This is a genomic window from Pseudomonas sp. B21-032 (assembly GCF_024748965.1).
In the GTDB taxonomy this organism is placed as follows: Bacteria; Pseudomonadota; Gammaproteobacteria; order Pseudomonadales; family Pseudomonadaceae; genus Aquipseudomonas.
Genome location: NZ_CP087180.1, coordinates 1,273,726 through 1,291,512, shown reverse-complemented (window position 1 = coordinate 1,291,512; position 17,787 = coordinate 1,273,726). Strand labels below are relative to the sequence as shown.

Below are 17,787 nucleotides of genomic sequence, written 5' to 3'. Positions count from 1 at the left end.
GCCCTGGCAAGGCCGGTACAGCCTCCCGACTGCACCGGCCTTGCTACCAGCGCTGCCCCTGTTTTATTCCACCTTTAGAGATAGATAATCTCGAGGGTCGCCGCACCGTCGATCAACGCCTCGTCGGTCAAAGTCAATGTATCGGCCGGCGCCAGGTACAAATCCACACCCAGGGTGCCCTGCAAGTGAGTGATAGCCTTGGGGCCCGCCACCAGCTCGTCGGTCGTGCCGAACCCCAGTAGACGGCCATCGGTAAGTAACAGTGCAGCCCCCTTCACTGGCTGCCAACCCAGGCCTGCTGGCTGGCCATGCATGGCCGCCAACGCCGTTGCGTCCCCCAGGATGTCTGCCAGCCACGTGGTGTAACTGCCCAACGACTGTCCGGCAGCGGTCGTACCGATGCCAAACAGCGCGCCAGGATCAAAGCCGGTCAAAGGCGAGCGTAACGCCTCGGCACGGTTGTCCCGGGCGGTAAAGGCGAAACGCGTAGGCGCATCACACTGCACGCTCAGTGCCAACGTGCGCTGAAACCTGGTGTTGCTGTTACGGGCAAGTTGCTGCGCAGGGATACGCCCGAAGTCGACGATCCCACCGTTGCCCAGGCGCGGCGTACAGGCTGCCGGGGCGAACCCTGCCTGCAAGCCGAGTTCGCGCACCACACCCGCGATGTCGAGCAAGCCGTTGGCCTGCCAGGTGACCGCGTCACCACGATTGAACACCGACTCATCTCCCCAGGCACGAATTTCCAGCCTGGCACTGAATGAACGTACCGGGACAAGGTTGCCCGCCCTGATCGGCGCCAGCCCCTTGTCCGGCAGCCAGTCACTGACCGCATCGGCCTGTTCCGTTACCCCTCCCGTCTTGGTCAAGGACGCCAGATCGACCGATTCACCATCGACCAACGCCCCACTCACGCGCAAGGCGTAACTGCCCTGATCGCCAAAGCGAAAGCGTTCGGCACTGGCCGGCGCGGCGCGGTAAAACAGGGTAATGGGCTGGGGACGCGGACAGTGCACATTCAAAACAAGATTGCGTACTCCAAGGGGGAGTTCCCCAGCCAGCGGCTTCAGCGTTGTGCGATTGAGCACGCCGTAGTCGATCAGGGGCTGGCTGATCGATACCGCGCAATCATCGCTCGCAGCCCAGGCCGCAGGTGCCCAGGCGAGTGCCAGGATTGTCGCAACCCCGGCGGTAACAGCGGTTATTGCTGGCGATAGGCAGGTCATCAAGACAGATCTCATGGGGTACGGCACACGGCCGAAGTGGTTTCGTAATAGGTCTGAAGGTCCGGCTCATCCGCCAAGCTGAAATGCAGTTCACAACCTGGTTGATCCGGCACCTTCACCCACAGGCGTGGGCTGTTTTCCAGATTGGTCGCAAATACCAATCCGCCCGCCTGCACCAGCGTGACAAACTCACCTTCGCCGTCAGTAACCACGGCGCCTACCGGCAATGCGCTACCGTCAACATGGGTAGCCTGCAACAGTGCCCTTCGGGTGCTGGCTGCCGCGAAGTCGACCCGCGCCACCGCACCCCGTCCTGCCTGTATGACGGCCGCGCCATTGCTGATGTCGATATTGCGCGGCAGCGACCTGGTTTTTACTTCCACGGAGCTGGGTGCATAGGGCGCCAAACGCGCAAGCACGGCGCGGCCGCTGCCATCCGTCCACACCGGACCAGACGGGGTTGAGACCTCCACCCCGGAAACATCACCGACAGACAACACGCCGAAGGTATCCTGTAGCGGATACGGCGACAGGGTAGCCCCGCCACCATCGAGCAGCAGGCCTCCGCGCAGGCCAGCGCTGTAGCTGCGGTTACCATTGCCGTAACCCGTATAGTTGAGATCGAGTTGGGCATGGCGAGGCAGCAGCGACACCCCGGCATTAAGGTCCAGCTCGCCATCGCCGCCTGCGCGCTCGGCGCCCAGGCGATAACTGGTGGTTTCGTCGAGCTGCTCCTGCAGCGTGACCCCTACCCGGCTTTGCCCGCCGCTATTGCGCATCGAGGTGCGCAGGCGACGGCGCTCGCCCAGCGGCATGCTCAGGCTCAAGTACACGGCATTGCCAAGGCCATCGCCACCACTGAGGTTCCACTCGGCGCTGGCCGAAACCGACACCTGGCCAAAGCGCTGCCCCCACGAGGCGGAGGAACGGCTGGTGGAGCTGCCGTCGAAGCGAGTCGAACGCCCGTAGGTGGCACTCAAGCTGCCCAACCAGGGCTGCGACCACGACAATCCTGCACTGTACTGATCGCGGGCCCCACCGGGATGACCGGCTGCCTCGCTGATGAACTGCGACTCGTGCAGGCTGCGATAACCGCTGGTCTGCCGGGTGGCGGCGGCACTGAGCGACCAGTTCTCCCCCAGGCGCTGAGACAGCGCCAGTTGCGCCTGTAGCCCTCGCACACCCTCGACGGACGCCTGCGACGATTGCACCAACCATTGAGTATGCGCGCCCGACCACGTCTGCAGGCCGATGGCGCCACCAACGGCATGGTAGTCCTCGGCCACAATGAGCCCGCTGCTCAAGGTCGCGTTGCTGTTGATGGCCTGGGTCCAACCGCCACTGACCACCCAGGGCTCATGCCCTGAATCACGACTATCGCGCACTTGCCCTGCCCCGACTACAAAGCCTGGCGCTGGCACTTCTACCGCCACCAGGGCCGACGGCACGGTAAAGCTGCGTTGCTCGCCAGAGGCCTCGATCACGGTCACCTCCAGGTCCGTGCGCCGGTCAAGCTGCGGTAGGGCCGACAGGGCAAAAGGTCCGGGCGGTACCACGGTCGAGTAAATCAGCACGCCGGCCTGCCTGACCTCTACCCTTGCCTGGCTTTGGGCAATACCGTCGATCACCGTGCGACGGGTAGGTACCTGCAACGCTTGCTCGGACGCCAATTGCAGACCGTTGACCCGCGCCCCCGCCAATACCGGATTGCTCAGGGATATCTGTCCGGCCTGCAAAACCGTGCCCAACTCAGCAAAGGAACGCTGGGCGTAGGCCCCCAAGTGCTGCGTGGTAGAGCGGCCATCAACAGCGCTATGGATCTGCTGACTGCGCACAATCCAGTCGGCGGCGTTGAAACCCATTTCGGTGTTGAGCGACCAGGAACCGCTGCCCTGTCCGGCAAACTCGTTGCGACTGGCGAACCCTTCGTAATTGACCAGTGCCGCTGTGCCACCGGACTCGAATGCGGACAAGTCCTGGCGTTGTTCCGTGGCCTTCAGCGCCTGGGTTGGCACCACCAGCGTGACCTCGGCAGCGGCAGGATCCAGCTGCACCAGGGTTTGCTCGTAGACGCCGGTAAAATCCTCACAGCCGGCCTTGGCCTCAGTGGCTTTTTCCGGCATTTTCAGACCGCCAGCTTCGAGCAACGACGAGTCGAAACATAACCTGCCATCGGCCAGAAACCGTGCATTGATGCGCCCACGGGGCTGGTCATTGACCCGCAGCATGACCGCCTGCACGCCCGGGGTGAAGCGTGCTTCGGCGCGCAAGTACTCGATCAGGCCAGGGTCGATGCCACGCTGGCGCAGGATGTCAGCGTCGAAGTTCAACGCCGTGCTGCCAGCGCCCTTTGCCTGCTCGTCTTGCGCCAGCACCTCGGTTGTCTGCAGGCAGCCCCAGAGCAACAAACCCTGGGGCAGCCATGCGCTTCGCGCAGGTGTCGTCGCCACGACGCGCATCATCTGCTGGCAGCACCCAGGGGCGCTTCATGGGCATCCACGGCAAAGCCGTAGACGGTTGCCGGGAACAGTCTCACCGCGCTTGGCTGCCCTTTGGGCAGGCCGTCAATCTCTGCGCTGATGATGTCGCCAGGCAAAATGTAACTGCGCGGCAAACGCGCGGCCTGGTTACCGGGCAGTAGTTTCAACTCCTGGGCCAGACGCACCACATAGGGGGTCTGGTTGCGCACGCTGAGTTTTCCAGCCTCCAACGACCACTGCAGGCCCGTCCAGGGATCACGCTTGGTCGCCAGCTCCTTGGGGTGCAGGATCACCGGCAGGTTCTGCCGTACACTCACCCCGATCCTTGCCTGGCCTGCCACTGCAGCGTCGGCTGATTGCGGGATTCCTTCGAAAATCACCCGTTTCAGCCGTTGTGTCTGCAACGGCTGCTCGCTGCGCAAGATCAACCGCACCAGTTGCTCTTTACCGGCTTCCACCCGCCACACCGGCTGAGTGAGAAACAGCAAGGGTTCAGGGTCCTCCGGTACATTCTCCAGGGTCACATGCAACAGGCCAGTACTGCTATCGCTGTTGCGAACCTTGATCGAAGCTTCCCCGTCGGCCTCGTTGACAATCACCACCGACGTTTCGGGGACCATACCGTCAGCCCAACTGCAAGCTGCCCCGCCCAGGGTCAACAAACCGGTAAAGAACGATGCGCACAATGCAGTACGTGTGCGTTCGGGTTCACACTTCATGGCAATACTCCAGGCACAACACCACCCACCTGTGACAAGTGTCAAGGCATCGATAGCCTTTTAGAAAAGGAAAGGGTTTAACGTCACTACGGGCTCAGCAGAGCACTGCAGCGTACCGATGACTTTCAGGTCTACAAGTAAACAAGTTCAATCATCGCTGCGCCGTCTATCTGGACATCTTCGCCAACGTCCAGAAGTTCAGCTCCACGAAGTCTTAAAACTGCATCCAGGTCGGCGGAGAATGATCGCATCGGCAAGGGGTCCGTACTTCCCTGACGAGCAAATCTGGTCTCCTCGTTGCGATTCCAGATAAAAGCTCCATACGGTCCTATATAGTCCCAGTTAGCGGGACGCCATGATGTCTGACGCGGAGTTTTACCCACGGCGTAGATATCTTTACTGCCGTCGGCAGCAACGCTGCTTGCAGGTAGTTTTAAAACAAAATGACCGATGGACTGATCGGCGATCGTGCCGGCCCGATAACCAGCCCCCGTGGCCAAGGACTCTCGAAGATCGAAACCACGCAAAGCGAAACGCGTTGGTTGTGGGCAGGTAATAGAGAGCTGCTGCGGTGAGGAGGTAAAAAAATTCGCCCATTTTTGGGGGAGCTGTTGCGGCGTAATCGTGCCAAAGTCAAATTGGCCGCCACCGTTAAGTGTAAAGGTACAGCCTGCCGGCTTGATCGTGCCTTTGACCATAAGCTCTGCGTTGGGACCTGCGAATGCAGCGGGTGCAGCGACGCAAAGCGCGCCGACGAAAAGCAATGGGGTAAGTTTCATATCGCATTCTGCCCTTGCAAGTCCATTCCAGGGGTGCGGTGCACCTGCATTCATAGATAATTAAGTTCAACCACCGCCGAACCATCAACCCTGAAGTTTTCAGAAACGTCCAGTTGCCGGAGCGGGGCAATATTCACCTCAATATCCATGCTTACACCCATGTAAGTAAGTGCACTCGGGCCCGTGCTGTGCCCTGCGCGGGTACTGACACCCACGTACTCACCCGGTTTGAAGTGCACATCTGCTCCGGCCGTATTCCAGTTTATGCCCTGGTCGGAAGAGTGGGTGAGATAGCCAAGTTCCTTGTACCGGGTCCAGATTCTCTCCGGTTTGAAGTTCACCAGGTAATAACCGATTTTTGTACCATTGCCCCAACCCAGGCCGTAAGCGCGTTCACGATCCTCTGCACTTGCGTCGTCTGGTAAAACCGCCGAGTCTGCGCGGTTATCCGCTGCTTTCAAGGCAAAGCGTGTTGGTGCTTTACAATGCACGTACAGGCCAAACCATTTGTTCGCCAGTCGGCTGTAACTATCCCTGTTCAGGTCCTGAGTAGAAACCGTACCAACCCTCATGTTTCTACCGCTGGTAGTGATTTCACAAGCCTCTGGCTTGATCGTGCCCGCCAAGGTCAGATCGGCGCCAGAGGACGCGAATGCTGCGGGCGCTGCGACTGCAAACGCACCGAGGAGAAAAACCGCTGGAAGTCTCATTTCAAGGTCATCCTTTTCCGGGTAAATAATGCACTTCAACCTGCGTGATCACAGGTAACGCACTTCAAATGACACAGCACCATCCAGTGCAATATCCTCCGTGGCGGGCAAATCCCGCGACGGCGCCACTTGTGCAGACAGGCGTATATCAGTGCGAACCTCGGTTAGCGCGTCCGGACCATTGGTGTGCCCTGGGCTGGCGCTAAAGCCAATGTAGTGAGCCCCCGTGCCCAGGTCGTAAGACCCGGCACTAGAACGCTCCCACAAAACTCCGCCGCTGAGGCCCCGAGTGACATACCCGGGTTCACCATCAACTTGCGCATCGTGCGGATCAACAGTGAGCTGGTAATGCCCGATCTTCTTGTTGTCTGATCGCCCCAAGCCGAAAAAATTGACAGCTGTCGACGAGCCGCGACGGTTATCGTGAGCCAGCAGGCCAAACCGCGTTGCCGAGTCGCACTCGACCGTCAACGTCATGGTTTGCTCCTCCAGCGTGGTGTGCGAGTCCTCGTTCAGTTCGCGAAAGGCGATGGTGCCGAAATCAATTTTTCCCTGGTTGCTGAATGCCGGCCGGCAAGCAGCAGGGGTAATGGTGCCGCTTACCGTGATCTCAATGGCGGGTGTAGCCAGGACAACAGGTGCCGGCACCAGCAAAACGCTGAGCAGCACAAGTGGCGGGAGTCTCATGAGAATGTCTTCCTTTACATGGCCAGAGCGCGGCTTCAGTTCTCGCGCAGGCGTTGTCTCAACCCAGGGCCAAGCCGTGGTGAAGCAACGCCTGTCAATTGCTAGCGCTCAAGTTTGCGTGTCAGAGGTACTGCAGTTCGATTACCGCCGAGCCATTGAGCGTGAGGTCTGCTGACAGGTCCAGCTCGTTGCTCGGAGCCAAGTGAGCCTTGATGTTCAGCACACTGATGAGGTCCTTGACCGGAGCCGGCCCTTCGTTGTGCCCGCTTTCGGGGCTGAAGCCGAGCAGCTCGCTTGGGGAGATGTAACTCGCTGATCCGGCGCTCCCCCAGGTCTCACCACCATCGGTGGAAGCACTGGCATATCCTGTCGAGCCGTCAACCGTGGTCTGCGCCGGATCGATTTCCACCAGGTAATGGCCGATTTTTTTCGGCTCCTCGCCGGTCGACCAGCCCAGACCATGAGCCCGCCCCTCGGAGCGCAGGCTGCCGTCGGAAGGCGAGGTTGCAGAACCCTCTTGATTGTCTTTGGAGAACAGGGCAAAGCGCGTGTTGGCGTCGCAGGCAACCGACAGGTTCAGGTTTTTTACCGGTAATGCGGTATGCGCGTCGGGGTTCAGCGTGTTGGCGGCTATGGTGCCGAAATCGACATTGCCGGTGCCGAGGGAGGGGGTGCATGCGCCTGGCTTGATGGTGCCCTTGACCGTGAGCTCGGCGCTGGATGACGCAAATGCAGCAGGGGCAGCGGCAACAAGCACGCCCAGAAGAGCCAGTGGGCTAAGTTTCATATCACGTCCTACCTTTAGGGAAAATCAATCGATACCAGCGGCGATAGCCACGGAGTCGCCACTTTAGATCTAGTGCTGATATCGGATCTGCCGGACGCTGCCAAACGGATCGGTAGGAAGGAGCACTGGCAGCGACGGTTTTTTCGTTGTACGTCTCCTGTCGAAGCGGATTGGCCATGCCTCCCCCCGGGCGTTTTGCTTTAAACTGTTGCCCTTTGCCCGCCCTGCCTTGCCCCGGAGCTTCCCATGACGGCCCCAGCCGACCTCTCGCCTACCCTTGAACTGGCCTGCGACCTGATTCGCCGTCCGTCGGTTACCCCGCTGGACTTCGACTGCCAGAAACAGATGATGCAACGCCTGGGCGATGCTGGTTTCATGCTTGAGCCGATGCGCATTGAAGACGTCGACAATTTCTGGGCCACCCATGGCACCCAGGAAGGCCCGGTGCTGTGCTTCGCCGGCCACACCGACGTGGTCCCGACCGGCCCGGTGCAGGCCTGGCAGAACGATCCGTTCGATGCCCTGATCGATGCCGACGGCATGCTCTGCGGGCGCGGCGCGGCTGACATGAAAGGCAGCCTGGCCGCCATGGTAGTGGCCACCGAGCGCTTCGTCGCCGACTACCCCAACCATCGCGGCAAGGTCGCCTTCCTGATCACCAGTGATGAAGAAGGCCCGGCCCACCACGGCACCAAGGCCGTGGTCGAGCGCCTGGCCGCGCGCAACGAGCGCCTGGACTGGTGCATCGTCGGCGAGCCGTCGAGCACCAGCCTGGTCGGTGACGTAGTCAAGAACGGCCGGCGCGGCTCGCTCGGCGCCAAGCTCACGGTGCGCGGCGTACAGGGCCACGTAGCCTACCCGCACCTGGCCAAGAACCCGATCCACCTGGCCGCTCCGGCACTTGCAGAGCTGGCTGCCGAACACTGGGACGAAGGCAATGCGTTCTTCCCGCCGACCAGCTTCCAGATCTCCAACCTCAATTCCGGCACCGGCGCCACCAACGTGGTACCGGGCGAGCTGACCGCGCTGTTCAACTTCCGCTTCTCTACCGAGTCGACGGTCGAAGGCCTGCAGCAGCGGGTTGCCGCCATCCTCGACAAGCACCAGCTCGACTGGCACGTGGACTGGGCGCTGTCGGGCCTGCCGTTCCTGACCGAGCCGGGCGATTTGCTCGACGCAGTGTCGGCCAGCATCAAGGCGGTCACCGGCCGTGAGACCAAGGCATCGACCAGCGGCGGCACCTCCGACGGGCGCTTCATTGCTACCCTCGGCACCCAGGTGGTCGAGCTGGGCCCGGTCAACGCCACCATTCACCAGGTCAACGAGCGGATCCTGGCCAGCGACCTCGATGTGCTGACCGAAATCTACTACCAGACCCTGACCCGGTTGCTTGCCTGATGCTCACCTGCCCGATCTGCAGCGCCGCGCTGAGCACCCTCGACAATGGCGTGGCCTGCCCGGCCGGCCACCGTTTCGACCGTGCCCGCCAGGGTTACCTGAACCTGTTGCCGGTGCAGCACAAGAACAGCCGTGACCCGGGCGACAACCAGGCCATGGTCGAGGCCCGCCGCGACTTTCTCAACGCCGGCCATTACGCCCCGGTGGCCCGCCGCCTGGCTGAGCTTGCCGCCGAACGCGCACCCGCGCGCTGGCTGGACATCGGCTGTGGCGAGGGTTACTACACCGCGCAAATCGCCCAGGCGTTGCCCGAGGCGGACGGTTATGCCCTGGACATCTCCCGCGAGGCGGTCAAGCGCGCCTGCAAGCGCAACCCGGCGCTGACCTGGCTGGTGGCAAGCATGGCGCGGGTACCGTTGGCCGATGGCAGTTGCCAGTTCCTCGCCAGTGTCTTCAGCCCGCTGGACTGGCAAGAGGCCCTGCGCCTGCTGAGCCCCGGCGGCGGCCTGATGCGCGTCGGCCCGACCAACGAGCACCTGATCGAACTGCGCCACAAGCTTTACGATGAAGTGCGCGACTACAGCGACGACAAGCACCTGGCGCTGGTCCCCGAGGGCATGCACCACGCCCATAGCGAAACCCTGAAATTGCGCCTCAGCCTTGCCGATAGCAAGGCCCGCGCCGACCTGCTGGCCATGACCCCTCATGGCTGGCGTGCCAGCGCCGAAAAACGCGCGCGCGTCATCGACCAGGCCGAGCCTTTCGAGGTCACGGTATCGATGCGTTACGATTATTTTGTGCGCCAAGACTGAGCGCACCTGGAGCCCCTATGCGCCAACCCGATATCGAGATTTACCTGAAAGACGCCGAGGTCGACCACAAGCAGATCGCTGCCTGGCTCAGCGCAGCGCTTGGCCCGTGCAGCGACTGGCAGCAGAAAGGCCAGACCTACAAGTGCCAGGCCGGTAACATTCCAGTTACCTGGTTACCGAAGGCTGTGGGCAAATGGAACAGTCTTTACCTGGAGAGCGACCAGACCCCGTGGGATGATGACATTGCCTGCGCACGCGCAGCCTTTGCCGCGCTGAACGTCGAAGTGCGCTGCGCACCGGGCAGCTGGGTCGAGGAAGAAGGTGAAGAAGATGCCGATCGCTGGATCCGCATCAGTGCCGACGGTGAAGAGGAAATCACCTGGCGTACCAGCTGAAAACTGTCTTCGAAAAGGCCCGCCCCGGTCGTCCGGCGGCGGGCCTTTTCGCTGGTGGGCCCAGGCTCGAGGCTTGTGGCCCGGCGCTTACAGACCGACTACGTCTTCTGCCTGCAGGCCTTTCTGGCCCTGAGTCAGATTGTATTCGACCTGCTGCCCCTCGAGCAGGGTGCGATGCCCCTCCCCGCGGATGGCACGGTAGTGAACGAACACGTCCGCGCCACCTTCACGCTGAATGAAACCGTAACCTTTTGCGTCATTGAACCACTTTACACTTCCAGTCTCACGAGACGACATCTGCACTACTCCGGATTTTTATTTTGGAATCGCCTTGCATGCAGAGGGGTCACGGCCCCCTGCCGACGCAGCTTGCACAAATCTCTTGCAAGCGGCGGACCGAGTATATGACACACTTAAATTAATTTTCATGACCGGGGCGCTTTTTGCTGAACTTGCGCAGATACGGCACACTAGTCGACTGAGCAAATACTCAAAAATCTCATCCAGAGCACACACCGTATGACCCGTTCCCCCTTGCGCCGCCTGATCTTCGGCGCCCTGCGTCGCCTGTTGTACCTGTGGGTTCGCTCCGAGACCATCAACCAGTCATCCTTTACCCTGAACCTGGATCGCAGCCGGCCGGTGTTCTACGCCCTGCAGTCGCCGTCGCTCACCGACCTTGCGGTGCTTGACCGCGAATGCACCAAAGCCGGGCTGCCACGCCCGGTGCTGCCGGTTGCCGTCGGCACCCTGCACGAGCCGGCAGCATTCTTCTACCTGACCCCGGAGCCCGACTGGCTCGGCCGCCAGGACAAGCGCGGCGCCCCGCCGACCCTGGCGCGGCTGGTCAACGCCATCAGCCAGCATGCCGAAGAAGACGCGCAGATCATCCCGGTCAGCGTGTTCTGGGGCCAGTCGCCGGCCAGCGAATCCAGCCCGTGGAAGCTGCTGTTTGCCGACAGCTGGGCGGTTACCGGGCGCCTGCGGCGCTTGCTCACTGTGCTGATCCTGGGGCGCAAGACCCGCGTGCAGTTCTCGGCGCCGATCCATCTGCGCGAGCTGGTGCAGCACAACAAGGGCCACGAGCGCACCGTGCGCATGGCCCAACGCCTGCTGCGGGTACACTTTCGCAACCTCAAGACTGCGGTCATCGGCCCGGACATCTCCCACCGCCGCAACCTGGTCAAGGGCCTGGTCCACGACCCGCTGGTGCGCCAGGCCATCGCCGATGAAGCCGAACGCGAAAAGATCCCGCTGGCCAAAGCCGAAGCCCAGGCCCTGCGTTACGGCAACGAGATCGCTTCGGACTACACCTACACCGCCATCCGCTTCCTCGAAGTGGTACTGAGCTGGTTCTGGAACAAGATCTACGACGGCATCAAGGTCAACCACATCGAGCAGGTGCAAGGCATCGCCCCGGGCCACGAAGTCATCTATGTGCCGTGTCACCGCAGCCATATCGACTACCTGCTGCTGTCCTACCTGCTGTTTCGCAACGGCCTGACCCCGCCGCACATCGCCGCCGGCATCAACCTCAACATGCCGGTGATCGGCGGCCTGCTGCGCCGTGGCGGGGCGTTCTTCATGCGTCGCACGTTCAAGGGCAACCCGCTGTACACCGCGGTGTTCAACGAATACCTGCACACCCTGTTCACCAAGGGCTTCCCGGTCGAGTACTTCGTCGAAGGCGGCCGCTCGCGCACCGGGCGCATGCTCCAGCCGAAAACCGGCATGCTCGCCATCACCCTGCGCAGCTACTTGCGCTCCTCGCGCACGCCGATCGTCTTCGTGCCGGTGTACATCGGTTATGAACGGGTACTCGAAGGCCGCACCTACCTGGGCGAGCTACGTGGGGCGAGCAAGAAGAAAGAATCGATCTTCGACATCTTCAAGGTCATCGGCGCGCTCAAGCAGCGCTTCGGCCAGGTGGCGGTCAACTTCGGCGAGCCGATCCGCCTCGGCGCCTTCCTCGACCAGCAGCAACCCGGCTGGCGCGAGCAGGAGCACGGCCCGCAGTTCCGCCCGGCCTGGCTCAACGAAACCACCTCGCGCCTGGGCGAGAAAGTCGCCCAGCACCTGAACGAGGCGGCGGCGATCAACCCGGTCAACCTGGTGGCCCTGGCGCTGCTCTCCACCAGCCGTCTGGCCCTGGACGAGCGCGCCCTGGCGCGGGTGCTGGACCTGTATCTGGCGCTGCTGCGCAAGGTGCCCTACTCGCCGCACACCACCCTGCCCGAAGGCGATGGCCTGGCCCTGATCAGCCACGTCAAAGGCATGGACCTGCTGGCCGAACAGAGCGATGCGCTGGGCAAGATCCTCTATCTGGACGAGCAGAACGCCGTCCTGATGACCTACTACCGCAACAACGTGCTGCACATCTTCGCCCTGCCGGCCTTGCTGGCGAGCTTCTTCCAGAGCAGCTCGCGGATGAGCCGCGAACTGATCCTGCAGTACACCCGGGCCTTGTACCCGTACCTGCAATCGGAGCTGTTCATTCGCTGGGAGCTCGATGAGCTGGACGCGGTGGTCGACCAATGGCTGGAGGCCTTTGTCGAACAGGGCCTGCTGCGCTTCGAGAACGGCGTGTACCTGCGCCCGGCACCGAGCTCGCGGCAGTTCGTACTGCTGACCTTGCTGGCCCGGGCCATCACCCAGACCCTGCAGCGCTTCTACATGGCTACCGCGTTGCTGCTCAACAGCGGCCAGCACACCCTGAGCGCCGAAGAGCTGGAAGACCTGTGCGTGATCATGGCCCAGCGCCTGTCGATTCTGCATGGCCTGAACGCCCCCGAGTTCTTCGACAAGACCCTGTTCCGCCACTTCATCCAGACCCAGATCGAACAAGGCGTATTGCGCCCGGACAGCAACGGCAAACTTGGCTACCACGAAAAACTCAGCGAACTGGCCGAGGGCGCGGCCAAGCGCGTGCTGTCGGCGGAGGTGCGCCTGTCGATTCGCCAGGTCGCCCTGCAGCGCGACGAGCCAGCGGTGACGGCTTCCCTCTGATCGCACGAAACGCTGCAACGTAGGGTGATAGAGCAACTCATCACCCTACGTTGGAGACTTACCATGAACACAGAGAAATTTGCCTACCTAGATGTCGATGTACTCTACCGCGAGCGTATCGCCCTGAACGGGGAACACCTTGTCAGCGTCCATCTCGATGATGTCTCACGCCTGGATGTATTACCCCGGCCCATCGCCAGCCAGAGCCTGCTGACCGACCAGAGCGTACCGTTCTCGTTCAGGTTGCGCTTCGATCCCTGCATGATCGACCCTAGGTTTACGTACAGAGTCAGCGCGCGCATCGAACATGAAGGACGCCTGCTCTACGGCACCACCGTTGCGCACGATGTCGATCTGTCACAGCGCCAGACCCAGCCAATGACGGTGATCATGCAACGTATCAACAGCAACTAAGGGCAGTCCCGGCAAGCAGTGGCAGTTATGACTGGCCTCCTGCGGGAAATCCGTTACAGTTCAAGGACGTCGATGATGCTTTCGACCTCTATTGAATGGAGTCCCCATGAAAAAACTGCTGACCCTGTGCTGCAGCGCGCTGCTCGCTGCTTGCTCGACCAACGCCCCCGCCCCAAGGTCTCGCTCGACGGCGAGGTCTTCTACCTGCAACGCATCGCCCTGCCGCCCGCCGCCACCCTGAGCGTGGCCCTGCAGGACGTGTCGCTGATGGACGCCCCCGCCGTTACCCTGGCCAGCCAGAGCGGCCCGGTCAAAGGCAATGTGCCGCTGCCCTTCCACCTGAGCTACGACCCGGCCCAGGTCAAGCCCGGCCACCGCTATGCGGTAAGCGCGCGGATCGAACTGGACGGCAAGCTGCTGTTCATCAACACCGAGCACCATGGCGTTCAGCTTGATGGCAACGACCCGCAGCCGGTACGCATCAAGGTCGATGCCGTTCGTTGATTGATTGTTTTTCCTTCGTATAAGGATGCTGCCATGTTCCGCCCCGCTCTAACCTTCACCGGCCTGTGCGCCGGCCTGTTGCTGTCGGCCAGCGCCCTGGCGCTGTCGCTCGGCGACCTCTCGCAAAAAGATGCCTCCACTGGCCTCAAAGACGCCCTGACCCAGGGTGCCCAGGTAGCGGTGAAACAACTGGGTACCCCGGGTGGCTTCAGCAATAACCCGGATGTGCGCATCGAACTGCCCGGCAACCTGGGCAAAGTGGCCAAGAAGATGAAAGCCTTCGGCATGGGCGCCCAGGTCGACCAGTTGGAAACCAGCATGAACAAGGCCGCCGAAGCCGCCGTGCCGCAGGCCCAGGCGCTGCTGGTGGATGCCGTGAAGAAGATGACCGTGGACGATGCCAAGGGCATCCTCAGCGGCGGCAACGACTCGGCTACCCAGTACCTGAGCAAGACCAGCCGCGAGCAGATCCGCGCCAAGTTCCTGCCGATCGTCAAGAAAGCCACCGACCAGGTCGGCCTGGCCCAGCAGTACAACAACTTCGCCGGGCAAGCAGCGACCCTGGGCGTGCTCGATGCCAAGAACGCCAACGTCGAAGGCTACGTGACCGAACAGGCGCTCAACGGCCTGTTCGAGATGATTGCCAAGCAGGAAGAAACCATCCGCCAGAACCCGGCGGCGGCAGCTACCAGCATTGCCAAGAAGGTGTTTGGCGCGCTGTAAGCGCCAGCTACAAGCTTCGAGCGGCAAGCCACAAGCAGTGTGAACAGCACCTCTTGCAGCTTGCCGCTTGTAGCTCTCAACTGCTCTTTCTGACCCTGAACCACGCCGCATACAGCGCCGGCAGGAACAACAGCGTCAACGCTGTCGCCACGATCAAACCACCCATGATCGCCACCGCCATCGGCCCGAAGAACACGCTGCGTGACAGCGGGATCATCGCCAGCACCGCCGCCAGGGCGGTCAGTACGATTGGCCGGAAGCGCCTTACTGTCGCCTCGATAATCGCCTGCCAGCGGTCCAGCCCGGCAGCGATGTCCTGCTCGATCTGATCGACCAGGATCACCGAGTTGCGCATGATCATCCCCGACAGGGCAATGGTCCCGAGCATCGCGACAAAACCGAACGGCTGGCGGAACACCAGCAGGAACAGGGTCACGCCGATCAACCCCAGGGGCGCGGTGAGGAACACCATCACCGTGCGCGAGAAGCTGCGCAGTTGCAGCATCAGCAGGGTCAGGACCACGACGATGAACAACGGCACCCCGGCGTTCACCGATTTCTGCCCGCGAGTGGAGTCCTCCACTGTGCCACCCACGTCCAGCAGGTAGCCATCGGGCAGCTCGGCACGTATCGGGTCCAGGGTCGGCAGGATCTGCTTGACCAGGGTGACCGGCTGTTCCTTGCCATAGATGTCGGCGCGCACGGTGACGTTGGGCAGGCGGTTGCGGTGCCAGATCACGCCTTCTTCAAAGCCGTATTCCAGGGTTGCCACCTGCGACAGCGCCACACTGCGGCCATTGTCGGTAGGCACCGCCAGGCTCGGCAGGTTGGCAAGCTCGCTGCGCTCCTGCTGGGTGCCGCGCAGGAGGATCTCGATCAGCTCGTTGTCCTCGCGGAACTGGCTGACAGCCGAACCAGTCAGCGAGCTTTGCAGGAACTTCGCCAGGTTCGCCGTGCTCACCCCCAGGGCGCGGGCGCGGTCCTGGTCGATGTTCAGGTAGACCACCTTGCTCGGCTCTTCCCAGTCCAGGTGAACGTTGACCACGTGGGGGTTCTCGCGCACCTTGGCAGCCACTTTGCGGGCCAGGGCACGCACCTGCTCGATGTGCTCACCAGTGACCCGGAACTGTACCGGGTAACCCACGGGCGGGCCGTTTTCCAGGCGCGTGACCCGCGAACGCAGGTCGGGGAACTGCTCATCGAGGGTTGCGATCAGCCAGCTACGCAGCTGTTCGCGCTCCTCGATGGTTTTCGCCAGCACCACGAACTGGGCGAAGCTCGGCGCCGGCAGTTGCTGGTCGAGTGGCAAGTAGAACCGCGGCGAACCGGTGCCGACATAGGCCACATAGTTGTCGATGCCGGCGCGTTCCTTGAGCAGCGCTTCCAGGCGCTTGACCTGATCGGCGGTGTTGCTCAGCGAGGCGCCTTCGGCCAGCTTCAGATCGACCATCAGTTCCAGGCGCCCGGAAGCCGGGAAGAACTGCTGGGGCACGAAACGGAACAGCAAGATGCTGCCAACAAACAGCGCGATAGTCGCCACGATCACCGTCTTGCGCCGCTCCACGCACCAGCCCACCAGGCGCCGCACGCGCTGGTAGAACGGCGTGCCGTAAGGGTCAGGGCCGCCTTCGGCGGTGCCGTGCTTGGCCGCATGCAGCTTGGCCAGGTCAGGCAACAGGCGCTCACCCAGGTACGGCACGAACACCACCGCGGCAACCCAGGAGGCGAGCAAGGCGATGGTCACCACCTGGAAGATCGAACGGGTGTATTCACCAGTGCCGGATTGCGCGGTGGCAATCGGCAAGAAGCCTGCGGCGGTGATCAGGGTGCCGGTGAGCATCGGGAAGGCGGTGCTGGTCCAGGCGTAGCTGGCGGCCTTGAACCGGTCGAAACCCTGCTCCATCTTGATCGCCATCATCTCCACGGCAATGATCGCATCATCCACCAGCAAGCCCAGGGCCAGCACCAACGCGCCGAGGGAGATCTTGTGCAAACCGATGCCGAAGTAGTACATGGCGGCAAAGGTCATCGCCAGCACCAGCGGAATGGCCAGGGCCACCACCAGGCCGGTGCGCATGCCCAGCGAGAAAAAGCTCACCAGCAAGACAATGGCCAGCGCTTCAACCAGCACCTGAACGAACTCGCCGACGCCGGTCTTCACCGCCGCTGGCTGGTCGGAGACCTTGCGCAGCTCCATGCCGGCCGGCAGATTGTGGGCAATGCGGGCGAACTCGGTTTCCAGCGCCTTGCCCAGCACCAGAATGTCACCGCCAGCCTTCATCGACACCGCCAGGCCGATGGCGTCCTCGCCCATGAAGCGCATGCGCGGCGCGGGCGGATCGTTGAAGCCCCGGCGCACCTCGGCAACATCGCCGATACGGAAAGTGCGGTCACCGACCCGGATCGGGAACTGCTGGATCTGCTCGACCGTGGTAAAGCGCCCGCTGACACGCAGTTGCAGGCGCTCGCTCGGCGTCTCGAAGAAGCCTGCGGTGCTCACCGCGTTCTGTTCTTCCAGCGCCTGTTGCACCGCTGCCAGGGGCAGGCCGAGGGTGGCCAGCTTGAGGTTGGACAGCTCGATCCAGATCTTCTCGTCCTGCAGGCCAAGCAGCTCGACCTTGCCGACGTCCTTGACCCGCTGCAACTGGATCTGCACGCGGTCGGCGTAGTCCTTGAGCACGGCGTAATCGAAGCCGTCACCGGTCAGTGCGTAGATATTGCCGAAGGTGGTGCCGAACTCATCGTTGAAGAACGGCCCCTGGATACCCTGCGGCAAGGTGTGGCGGATATCGGCGACCTTCTTGCGGATCTGGTACCAGAGCTCGGGGATATCGGCCGAATGCATCGAGTCGCGGGCCATAAAGGTGACCTGCGATTCACCGGGCCGCGAGAACGAGACGATCTTCTCGTACTCGCCGGTTTCCATCAGCTTCTTTTCGATGCGCTCGGTGACCTGACGCGAGACTTCCTCGGCGCTGGCCCCTGGCCAGTTGGTGCGAATGACCATGGCCTTGAAGGTAAAGGGCGGGTCTTCGCTCTGCCCCAGCTTGGTGTAGGACAGCGCGCCGACCACAGCCAGCAAAATCATCAGGAACAGCACGATCTGCCGATTGCGCAGGGCCCAGGCGGAAAGGTTGAAACCCATCG

General features: G+C 62.2%; 15 protein-coding genes and 1 pseudogene. 7 read left to right on the top strand and 9 right to left on the bottom strand.

Annotated features, from left to right (window positions below):
* Positions 1 to 74 precede the first annotated feature (74 nt).
* The 7 genes from LOY54_RS05850 to LOY54_RS05820 form a co-directional block, all read right to left on the bottom strand.
* The gene (locus tag LOY54_RS05850; protein WP_258610694.1) at positions 75 to 1,226 is read right to left on the bottom strand and encodes a DUF1120 domain-containing protein; all 1,152 of its coding nucleotides are present in this window, start codon (positions 1,224 to 1,226) and stop codon (positions 75 to 77) included.
* An 11-nt stretch (positions 1,227 to 1,237) separates the two neighbouring features.
* Positions 1,238 to 3,676 carry a fimbria/pilus outer membrane usher protein gene (locus LOY54_RS05845; RefSeq protein WP_258609789.1) on the bottom strand — a complete coding sequence of 813 codons (2,439 nt, stop codon included), beginning with the start codon at positions 3,674 to 3,676 and terminating at the stop codon, positions 1,238 to 1,240.
* Positions 3,677 to 3,684: 8 nt separating this feature from the next.
* Positions 3,685 to 4,425, bottom strand: coding sequence for a fimbria/pilus chaperone family protein (locus LOY54_RS05840; protein WP_258609782.1), 741 nt, complete (start codon positions 4,423 to 4,425; stop codon positions 3,685 to 3,687).
* Between the two features lie 131 nt (positions 4,426 to 4,556).
* Entirely contained in the window at positions 4,557 to 5,204 is a 648-nt protein-coding gene (locus LOY54_RS05835) for a DUF1120 domain-containing protein (RefSeq protein WP_258609780.1), read from the bottom strand.
* A 50-nt stretch (positions 5,205 to 5,254) separates the two neighbouring features.
* Positions 5,255 to 5,914 (bottom strand): DUF1120 domain-containing protein, encoded by a 660-nt coding sequence (locus LOY54_RS05830; RefSeq protein WP_258609778.1) that lies wholly within the window; start codon positions 5,912 to 5,914, stop codon positions 5,255 to 5,257.
* A gap of 48 nt (positions 5,915 to 5,962) precedes the next feature.
* Positions 5,963 to 6,601 carry a DUF1120 domain-containing protein gene (locus LOY54_RS05825; protein WP_258609776.1) on the bottom strand — a complete coding sequence of 213 codons (639 nt, stop codon included), beginning with the start codon at positions 6,599 to 6,601 and terminating at the stop codon, positions 5,963 to 5,965.
* Positions 6,602 to 6,722: 121 nt separating this feature from the next.
* Positions 6,723 to 7,388 (bottom strand): DUF1120 domain-containing protein, encoded by a 666-nt coding sequence (locus tag LOY54_RS05820; RefSeq protein WP_258609774.1) that lies wholly within the window; start codon positions 7,386 to 7,388, stop codon positions 6,723 to 6,725.
* Positions 7,389 to 7,634: 246 nt separating this feature from the next.
* Here LOY54_RS05820 and dapE point away from each other — a divergent pair, with 246 nt between their 5' ends.
* Genes dapE through LOY54_RS05805 form a run of 3 tightly spaced genes read left to right on the top strand, consistent with a single transcriptional unit; the run spans position 7,635 to position 9,993 of the window.
* Positions 7,635 to 8,786 carry a succinyl-diaminopimelate desuccinylase gene (gene dapE / locus LOY54_RS05815; protein ID WP_010224867.1) on the top strand — a complete coding sequence of 384 codons (1,152 nt, stop codon included), beginning with the start codon at positions 7,635 to 7,637 and terminating at the stop codon, positions 8,784 to 8,786.
* Positions 8,786 to 9,598, top strand: coding sequence for a putative RNA methyltransferase (locus tag LOY54_RS05810; RefSeq protein WP_258609772.1), 813 nt, complete (start codon positions 8,786 to 8,788; stop codon positions 9,596 to 9,598). The genes dapE and LOY54_RS05810 overlap by 1 nt, the downstream gene beginning before the upstream one ends.
* A gap of 17 nt (positions 9,599 to 9,615) precedes the next feature.
* Positions 9,616 to 9,993, top strand: coding sequence for a hypothetical protein (locus LOY54_RS05805; protein WP_258609770.1), 378 nt, complete (start codon positions 9,616 to 9,618; stop codon positions 9,991 to 9,993).
* A gap of 87 nt (positions 9,994 to 10,080) precedes the next feature.
* On the opposite strand, the gene LOY54_RS05800 is transcribed toward LOY54_RS05805, so the two are convergent.
* Positions 10,081 to 10,290 (bottom strand): cold-shock protein, encoded by a 210-nt coding sequence (locus tag LOY54_RS05800; RefSeq protein ID WP_038996759.1) that lies wholly within the window; start codon positions 10,288 to 10,290, stop codon positions 10,081 to 10,083.
* A gap of 222 nt (positions 10,291 to 10,512) precedes the next feature.
* Between LOY54_RS05800 and plsB the strand changes: the two genes are divergently transcribed.
* The 4 genes and pseudogenes from plsB (at position 10,513) to LOY54_RS05780 (ending at position 14,640) form a co-directional block, all read left to right on the top strand.
* Positions 10,513 to 12,999: a glycerol-3-phosphate 1-O-acyltransferase PlsB gene (gene plsB, locus LOY54_RS05795; protein ID WP_258609768.1), complete on the top strand. Its 2,487-nt coding sequence runs from the start codon at positions 10,513 to 10,515 to the stop codon at positions 12,997 to 12,999.
* A gap of 63 nt (positions 13,000 to 13,062) precedes the next feature.
* On the top strand, positions 13,063 to 13,413 hold the full coding sequence (locus tag LOY54_RS05790; RefSeq protein ID WP_258609766.1) for a YbaY family lipoprotein: 351 nt from the start codon (positions 13,063 to 13,065) through the stop codon (positions 13,411 to 13,413).
* Positions 13,414 to 13,519: 106 nt separating this feature from the next.
* A pseudogene (locus LOY54_RS05785) lies at positions 13,520 to 13,917 on the top strand (YbaY family lipoprotein).
* Between the two features lie 33 nt (positions 13,918 to 13,950).
* Positions 13,951 to 14,640 carry a DUF4197 domain-containing protein gene (locus tag LOY54_RS05780; protein ID WP_195885816.1) on the top strand — a complete coding sequence of 230 codons (690 nt, stop codon included), beginning with the start codon at positions 13,951 to 13,953 and terminating at the stop codon, positions 14,638 to 14,640.
* A 76-nt stretch (positions 14,641 to 14,716) separates the two neighbouring features.
* Here the strand turns inward: LOY54_RS05780 and LOY54_RS05775 are convergent, their stop codons facing one another.
* Positions 14,717 to 17,785, bottom strand: coding sequence for an efflux RND transporter permease subunit (locus LOY54_RS05775; RefSeq protein WP_045193649.1), 3,069 nt, complete (start codon positions 17,783 to 17,785; stop codon positions 14,717 to 14,719).
* Between the last annotated feature and the right edge of the window lie 2 nt (positions 17,786 to 17,787).

Bases quoted from the DNA above. Each gene is read 5' to 3' on its own strand.
- plsB (WP_258609768.1), top strand. From the start codon at position 10,513: ATGACCCGTTCCCCCTTGCGCCGCCTGATCTTCGGCGCCCTGCGTCGC.
- LOY54_RS05790 (WP_258609766.1), top strand. From the start codon at position 13,063: ATGAACACAGAGAAATTTGCCTACCTAGATGTCGATGTACTCTACCGC.
- LOY54_RS05775 (WP_045193649.1), bottom strand. From the start codon at position 17,785: ATGGGTTTCAACCTTTCCGCCTGGGCCCTGCGCAATCGGCAGATCGTG.
- LOY54_RS05780 (WP_195885816.1), top strand. From the start codon at position 13,951: ATGTTCCGCCCCGCTCTAACCTTCACCGGCCTGTGCGCCGGCCTGTTG.
- LOY54_RS05850 (WP_258610694.1), bottom strand. From the start codon at position 1,226: ATGACCTGCCTATCGCCAGCAATAACCGCTGTTACCGCCGGGGTTGCG.
- LOY54_RS05825 (WP_258609776.1), bottom strand. From the start codon at position 6,601: ATGAGACTCCCGCCACTTGTGCTGCTCAGCGTTTTGCTGGTGCCGGCA.
- LOY54_RS05805 (WP_258609770.1), top strand. From the start codon at position 9,616: ATGCGCCAACCCGATATCGAGATTTACCTGAAAGACGCCGAGGTCGAC.
- LOY54_RS05810 (WP_258609772.1), top strand. From the start codon at position 8,786: ATGCTCACCTGCCCGATCTGCAGCGCCGCGCTGAGCACCCTCGACAAT.
- LOY54_RS05840 (WP_258609782.1), bottom strand. From the start codon at position 4,425: ATGAAGTGTGAACCCGAACGCACACGTACTGCATTGTGCGCATCGTTC.
- LOY54_RS05800 (WP_038996759.1), bottom strand. From the start codon at position 10,290: ATGTCGTCTCGTGAGACTGGAAGTGTAAAGTGGTTCAATGACGCAAAA.
- LOY54_RS05835 (WP_258609780.1), bottom strand. From the start codon at position 5,204: ATGAAACTTACCCCATTGCTTTTCGTCGGCGCGCTTTGCGTCGCTGCA.
- dapE (WP_010224867.1), top strand. From the start codon at position 7,635: ATGACGGCCCCAGCCGACCTCTCGCCTACCCTTGAACTGGCCTGCGAC.
- LOY54_RS05830 (WP_258609778.1), bottom strand. From the start codon at position 5,914: ATGAGACTTCCAGCGGTTTTTCTCCTCGGTGCGTTTGCAGTCGCAGCG.
- LOY54_RS05820 (WP_258609774.1), bottom strand. From the start codon at position 7,388: ATGAAACTTAGCCCACTGGCTCTTCTGGGCGTGCTTGTTGCCGCTGCC.